Annotated in this window: 6 protein-coding genes; all 6 read right to left on the bottom strand. The window is 64.4% G+C overall.

Annotated elements, in window-relative coordinates; translation table 11 throughout:
* Positions 1-28 precede the first annotated feature (28 nt).
* Positions 29-871, bottom strand: coding sequence for an ABC transporter ATP-binding protein (locus ACO6D5_RS06700; RefSeq protein ID WP_485824961.1), 843 nt, complete (start codon positions 869-871; stop codon positions 29-31).
* Between the two features lies 1 nt (position 872).
* Positions 873-1,916: an ABC transporter substrate-binding protein gene (locus ACO6D5_RS06695; RefSeq protein ID WP_485824953.1), complete on the bottom strand. Its 1,044-nt coding sequence runs from the start codon at positions 1,914-1,916 to the stop codon at positions 873-875.
* Positions 1,917-1,962: 46 nt separating this feature from the next.
* The gene (locus tag ACO6D5_RS06690; RefSeq protein ID WP_315529036.1) at positions 1,963-2,871 is read right to left on the bottom strand and encodes a TauD/TfdA family dioxygenase; all 909 of its coding nucleotides are present in this window, start codon (positions 2,869-2,871) and stop codon (positions 1,963-1,965) included.
* 201 nt (positions 2,872-3,072) lie between these two features.
* Positions 3,073-4,272 (bottom strand): amidohydrolase, encoded by a 1,200-nt coding sequence (locus tag ACO6D5_RS06685; RefSeq protein ID WP_315529035.1) that lies wholly within the window; start codon positions 4,270-4,272, stop codon positions 3,073-3,075.
* A gap of 245 nt (positions 4,273-4,517) precedes the next feature.
* Positions 4,518-5,543 carry an oligopeptide/dipeptide ABC transporter ATP-binding protein gene (locus tag ACO6D5_RS06680; protein ID WP_315529033.1) on the bottom strand — a complete coding sequence of 342 codons (1,026 nt, stop codon included), beginning with the start codon at positions 5,541-5,543 and terminating at the stop codon, positions 4,518-4,520.
* Entirely contained in the window at positions 5,540-6,550 is a 1,011-nt protein-coding gene (locus tag ACO6D5_RS06675) for an ABC transporter ATP-binding protein (protein ID WP_485824952.1), read from the bottom strand. Before ACO6D5_RS06675 ends, ACO6D5_RS06680 begins: the two co-directional genes overlap by 4 nt.
* Positions 6,551-6,559 lie beyond the last annotated feature (9 nt).

Raw genomic sequence — 6,559 nt, 5'->3', positions numbered from 1 at the left:
AACTCGGGAAGCGGCACGCGCGGCGACCTCAAGCCGCCACACGCTCGGCCTGCGCCGGATCGGACAGCGGCAGGGGCGACTCGAACAACAGGTCATGGATGCGCTTGGCCGCCGATTGGAAGGCGGCCGAGCCCTGGCTGTGCAGCCCGAAGGCGTGCGCGTTCAATTCGGCGCGCACGCGCCCGGGATGAGGCGACAGCAGCAGCACGCGGCTGCCCAGCACCAGGGCCTCTTCGATCGAATGCGTAACGAACAGCAGGGTAAAGCGCACGTCTTCCCACAAGGCCATCAGCTCTTCCTGCATGCGGCGGCGGGTCAGGGCGTCCAGCGCGGCAAAGGGCTCGTCCATCAGCAGGACGCGCGGCTGCATGGCAAGTGCGCGGGCAATCGCCACGCGCTGCTTCATACCGCCGGAAAGCGTGTGGGGATAAGCGTCCGCGAACGCGGCCAGACCCACCTTGTCCAGATAGTGCATAGCGCGCTCATCTGCTTCGCGCCGGCCCAGCTTGCGCGAGGCCAGCAGCGGAAATGCCACGTTCTGCCGCAACGTCTTCCACGGCGGCAACTGGTCGAATTCCTGGAACACGACGATGCGGTCCGGGCCCGGGCCTTGCACCGCCTGCCCGTCGATCGAGATGCTTCCTTCAGTCGGCGGCAGGAAGCCGGCCACCGCCTTGAGCAGCGTTGATTTGCCGCAACCGGACGGTCCAAGCAGGATGAAACGGTCCGCGTCGTGGACGTCAAAACTGACCTGATGCGTGGCGCGGACGCGCCGTTCACGCGTCTTATATTCGATCGTCACCTTATCCACAGCCAGCAGCGGCGACGCCTTGTCAACGTTATCCACAGGCCTGGCGGCGGTCACCGGCATATCAACTGCCATGCGCCGTCAGCGGATCATCGAAGAAGTAGTCGCGCCAACTGGCCGGCGCATTCTTGATGGCGCCCACCTTGTGCATGAACTCCGCCAGCGCAAAGGTGTTCTGCGGCTCCAGCTTGAATTGCACGTCGGAGTTCTTGATCACCTTGATCAGGAAGTCGCGGTCCTGCTTGGCGCCCGTGACGCGCAGGTAGATATCGGCGGCCTTCTCCGGATTGGCGGCGGCAAAGGCCGCGGCTTCCTTCAGCGCTTCCTGGAATGCCTTGTAGGTCTTGGGGTTTTCCTTGCGGAATTTCTCGGTGGCGAACAGCACGGTGGACGAACTGGGGCCGCCCAGCACGTCGTAGGAATTCAGCACGATGCGGGCCTTGGGGTTCTCGGCCAGCTCTTGCTCCTGGAATGGCGGATTGCCGAAATGGCCCGTGATTTCCGTGCCGCCGGCGATGATCGCCGCCGCCGCATCCGGATGCGGCAGCGCCACCGAGATCTTGTCCAGCTTGTTGAACTGCGCGTCGCCCCACAGCTTGGCCGACGCCAGCTGCAGCACGCGCGACTGCACCGACACGCCCACGGCCGGCACCGCGATGCGGTCCTTGTCCGTGAAGTCGGCAATGGTCTTCACGTTGGGGTTGTTCGTGACGAGGTAATAAGGAAAGTTGCCCAGCGATGCCACGCCTTTCACGTTCTGCTTGCCGTGCGTGCGGTCCCAGATCGTCAGCAGCGGTCCGACGCCCGCCCCCGCGATATCCACAGCCCCCGACAACAGCGCATCGTTCACGGCCGAGCCGCCAGACAGCTTGGCCCACTCGACCGAGATATCCACACCTTCGGCCTTGCCGTGCTTTTCAATCAATTGCTGGTCGCGCGCCACGTTCAGCAGCAGGTACACGATGCCGTATTGCTCCGCGATGCGGATGCGCCCTTCGGCCAAGGCGGGCGTGGGCGACGCCAGCGCCAGCACCCCCAGAATCAACGCCAGGGCGGCGCCGGTAACGGTTTGGACCAGTCGGTCCCGTCGTGCTGAAGACATGCGCATGGTGTTCCCTGTGGATAAGTGCTTTGCGTCAGAAACCGCGTGCTTTTCAGAAAGGCGTGTCGCCTTCGATGGTGGTCCGGTACAACTTGCGCCGCAGATGATCCGGCGTGCCGCCGGCCAGGTGGATCAGCGATCGGTTGTCCCAGAACACGAGGTCATGCGGCTGCCAGCGATGGCGATAGATGTTCTCGGCGCGCACGCTGTGCGCGAACAATTCGGCCAGCAGCGCGCGGCTCTCGTCTTCGGGCACATCGACGATGCGCGTCGTGAAGCCTTCGCTCACAAACAGCGCGCGGCGGCCGTTCTCGGGGTGCGTACGCACCACCGGATGCACCACTTCCTGCACCTGCGCGATCTGCTGCGCGCTCAAGGCAGGGCGCCAGTTGCCTTCCTTCTGCAACTGCCCGTATTGGGCCAGATAGGAATGCACGGCGCGCTTTCCCTCGATCGCGTTTCGCAGCGCGGCAGGCAAGGTGTCGTAGGCCAGATGCATGTTGGCGAACAAGGTGTCGCCGCCTTCTGCCGGCAGTTCCTGCGCGTGCAGCAGCGAACCCAGGCTGGGCAGTTCCTTGTACGAAATATCCGAATGCCAGTACTTGCCGGCGTCGCCCAAGCCGATCGGCTTGCCGTCTTCCACGATGTTGGAGACGATCAGGATCTCGGGGTGGTTTGCCAGGTGGAATTGATGCAGCACGTGGATCATCAAGCGGCCAAAACGGCGGCTGAAATCGATATGCTGCTGCGGCGTGATGCGCTGGTCGCGAAACACCAGCAGGTGATGGTCCAGATGCGCTTGATGCACGCGGGCGAAATCAGCCGCGGTCAGGTCGCGCGACAAGTCCAGGCCGATGATCTCGGCGCCCACGGGGCCGGGCAGGGGACGCAGTTCAAAGGACTGCGCAGGGGGGACGGGGGCGGCGTCTACTTCGCGCCGCAAGGCGTTGCTCTGGGACATCGATCGCTCCGGTTCGCCTTGCGGCATGTCTGGAACGATCGATTATGGAAAGCGCGCCTTGTATCTCAAACGAAGTTATTGGCGTTTGAACAAAGCTTCACGTCATATAGAAAAGGCCGCGAGGGAAAGCCCCGCGGCCTCATGCCAAACGCCTATAAGCAAATAGCGCATCGGTGTTAAGGCGCAGGTTGCCAACCCGCATCAGGCGGCCGGCAGGTAGGCCTCGACCAGCTTCACCCAATACGTCGCGCCCACCGGCAGCAAGGCGTCATTGAAGTCGTAATTCGGGTTGTGCAATTGGCAAGGGCCCATGCCGTGATAGCTTTCCATCCGGTGGTCGCCGTCGCCGTTGCCCAGGAACAGGTACGCGCCGGGGATCGCTTCCAGGAAGAAGGAAAAATCCTCGGCGCCCATGAACGGCGGCATGTCGCGCAGCACGTTCTCGGCGCCGAACGCGTCTTCGGCGACCTTGGCCGCAAAGGCCGTTTCCTTTTCCCAGTTGACCAGCGGCGGATAGGCGCGCACGAAGTCCAGTTCGCCCGTGCCGCCGTACACCTGGGGCAGGGTGGTGGCGATGCGCCGCATGTCCGCTTCGATCTTGTCCAGCGTTTCCACGGAATACGTGCGCACCGTGCCGCGCAGCACCGCTTCGCCCGGAATCACGTTATAGGCATCGCCGGCATGGATCTGCGTGATCGACAGCACCGCCTGGTCCAGCGGGTTTTTGCTGCGCGAAATCACCGTCTGCAGGGCATGCACCATGTCGGCCGCGACGATGATCGGGTCGACCGACGCATGGGGCTGCGCCGCATGTCCACCCACGCCCTTGATGACGATGTCCCAGCGGTTGCTGGACGCCATCGTCGGGCCCGCACGGAATCCGAACTGGTTGACCGGCATGCCGGGCATGTTGTGGATGCCGAATACGGCATCGCAAGGGAATTTATCGAACAGGCCGTCCTGCATCATGGCGCGCGCACCCGCATTGCCGCCTTCCTCGGCGGGCTGGAAGATGAACACAACCGTGCCATCGAAATTGCGGTGCGTGGACAGGTATTGCGCCGCGCCCAGCAGCATTGCGGTATGGCCGTCATGGCCACAGCCGTGCATGCGGCCGCTGATGGTGGACTTATGCGCGAAACGGTTGTGTTCGGGCATGGGCAGCGCATCCATGTCGGCGCGCAGGCCGACCGTCCCCTTGCCGCTGCCGGCGCGCAACACGCCCACCACGCCGGTCTTTCCCAGCCCCGTGTGCACTTCCAGGCCCCATTCACGCAGGCGTTCGGCCACCAGGTTCGACGTGCGCGTCTCCTGGAAGGCCAGTTCGGGGTGGGCATGGATATCGCGGCGCAACGCGGTCAGTTCGGGATGCGCGCGTTCAATTTCGGCGATGGTTTTCATGGCAGTAGGAATAGAGTTCGGCGATAGCGAAAGGTTTGACAAGTAGGAGGGGTGGAGCGCGAGAGTTCGTAAGCAAGAACATTGCTGCCCGGCGCGCGCAACCCATCATGCAACATTGAATTCTTGGCAGATCCAGCCCCAACGCAACCTCAGATGGATGGGTTTCGCGCGCTGGATTCTTGCGTTCTTAACTGGCGATTCTCGCGCTTCACCCATCCTACGTCCAGTAGCCGTGTGAATGACGCCTACGCCGCGTCGTTCAAATGGCAGGCGCTGTGTTGGCCCGGCGCGATCTCCCTCAACAGTGGCCGTTCCGTCTTGCAACGCGGCATTGCGTGCGGGCAACGGGGGTGGAACGCGCAACCGGTGGGCGGGTCCAGCGGCGACGGCAGTTCGCCCTTGATCGGCTGGTAGTTGCGCCGCCCTGGCGTCAACGTCGGCAGTTCTTTCAGCAGCGCCTGCGTATACGGATGGTTGGCGCGCTGGAATACGGTGTCGGTAGGTGCAAGCTCCACCACGCGGCCCAGATACATGATGGCCACGCGGTCCGAGATATGGCTGACCACGGCAAGGTTGTGGCTGATGAACAGATACGTCAGGTCCAGATCGTCGCGCAGCTGCTCGAAGAGGTTCAGCACCTGGGCCTGGATGGACACGTCCAGCGCGGCCACGGCCTCGTCGCAGACGATCACCGAGGGCTTCAGCGCCAGGGCCCGTGCGATGCCGATGCGCTGGCGCTGCCCGCCCGAAAACTGATGCGGGTAGCGCTGCGCAAACGCCGGGTCCAACCCCACCTGGCGCATCAGCCCCGCCACGTATTCCGCCTTGTCGCGCGCACGAATCAGGCCATGCGCCACCGGCGCCTCGCCGATGATCTCGCGCACCCGCATGCGCGGGTTGAGGGATGCGTAGGGATCCTGGAAGATCATCTGCACGCCCAGCTCGTAGGCGCGCCGCTCCGTGCCCGTCATCGCCTTGACCGCCTTGCCCTGGTAGTGCACGTCGCCGGACGAAGGCGGCAATATGCCCGACACGATGCGGCCCAATGTGGATTTTCCGCAGCCCGATTCGCCGACGATGCCGATCACTTCGCCGCGCTGCACTTCCAGGTCCACACCGCCCACGGCGTGCACCACCTGCGTCTTCAGACCCGCGCCCAGCAGGTTCGCGATGCGTCCGGCCAGATCCACGGGCTGGACGAAGCGGAGTTCAACACCGCGCAGGGACAAGATGGAGGTGGGGGCGGCGCCGCCGCGTTCTGCTGCGCTCATTTGATGTCTGCCTCTCCGGCGTGCCAGCAGCGCACCCATTGCGCCGGGCGGACTTCCACAGGCTGCGGTTCGATCAGACAGGCGTCAGTCGCGCGCGGGCAGCGCCCGCGGAACGCACAGCCGACGGGCAGGTTCAAGAGCGACGGCGTCATGCCTGGAATCGGCACCAGCGGCCTGCCGCGCGATTCCGGCGTGGGGATGGAAGCGATGAGCCCATGCGTGTACGGATGCATGGGATGAGTGATCACATCATGCGTGCTGCCGGTCTCGACGACGCGGCCCGCGTACATCACGGACACCCGGTCCGCCAGGCCGGCCACCACCGCCAGGTCGTGCGTGATCCAGACCAGGCCCGTGCCCGTCTCGCGGCACAGCTTCTGCACTTCGAAAAGGATCTGGCCCTGGATCGTCACGTCCAGCGCGGTCGTGGGTTCGTCCGCGATGATCAGGCGCGGCGAATTCAGCAGCGCGATCGCGATGGCAACGCGCTGGCGCATGCCGCCCGACAACTGGTGCGGATAGGTGCGCAGGCGTTCCTGCGGCGACGGGATGCCCACCATCGTCAGCGTCTGCAAGGCGCGCTGGCGCGCCTGTTCGCGCGACACCTTATGGTGCGCCTGCACCGCTTCGATCATCTGCGTATCCACGCGCAGCACCGGATTCAGCGTCATCATCGGGTCTTGGAAGATCATCGCGATCTCCTGGCCCCGCAACTGGCGCCACCGCGCGGGCGACGCTCCGCGCAGGTCTTCGCCGTTCAGCCGCAGGTGTCCGTCCACGATGCGGCCCGGCTCGTCCAGCAAGCCCATCAGCGAGAAGCCCGTGATGCTTTTTCCCGATCCCGATTCCCCCACCAGCCCCAGGATCTCGCCTTCCGCAAGCGTCAGGTCCACGCCGTCCACCGCTTTCACGATGCCGTTGCGCGTGAAGAAATGCGTCTTCAGGCCCTGCACCTCAAGAATGGGCGGGGGCGTCGCCAGCGGTTTATCCACAGCTTGCGTCTGCATCGCGTCCGC

The organism is Achromobacter sp., assembly GCF_057314935.1.
This window is presented reverse-complemented; position numbering and strand designations above follow the sequence as displayed.

Bases quoted from the DNA above. Each gene is read 5' to 3' on its own strand.
- ACO6D5_RS06695 (WP_485824953.1), bottom strand. From the start codon at position 1,916: ATGCGCATGTCTTCAGCACGACGGGACCGACTGGTCCAAACCGTTACC.
- ACO6D5_RS06680 (WP_315529033.1), bottom strand. From the start codon at position 5,543: ATGAGCGCAGCAGAACGCGGCGGCGCCGCCCCCACCTCCATCTTGTCC.
- ACO6D5_RS06690 (WP_315529036.1), bottom strand. From the start codon at position 2,871: ATGTCCCAGAGCAACGCCTTGCGGCGCGAAGTAGACGCCGCCCCCGTC.
- ACO6D5_RS06700 (WP_485824961.1), bottom strand. From the start codon at position 871: ATGCCGGTGACCGCCGCCAGGCCTGTGGATAACGTTGACAAGGCGTCG.
- ACO6D5_RS06685 (WP_315529035.1), bottom strand. From the start codon at position 4,272: ATGAAAACCATCGCCGAAATTGAACGCGCGCATCCCGAACTGACCGCG.
- ACO6D5_RS06675 (WP_485824952.1), bottom strand. From the start codon at position 6,550: ATGCAGACGCAAGCTGTGGATAAACCGCTGGCGACGCCCCCGCCCATT.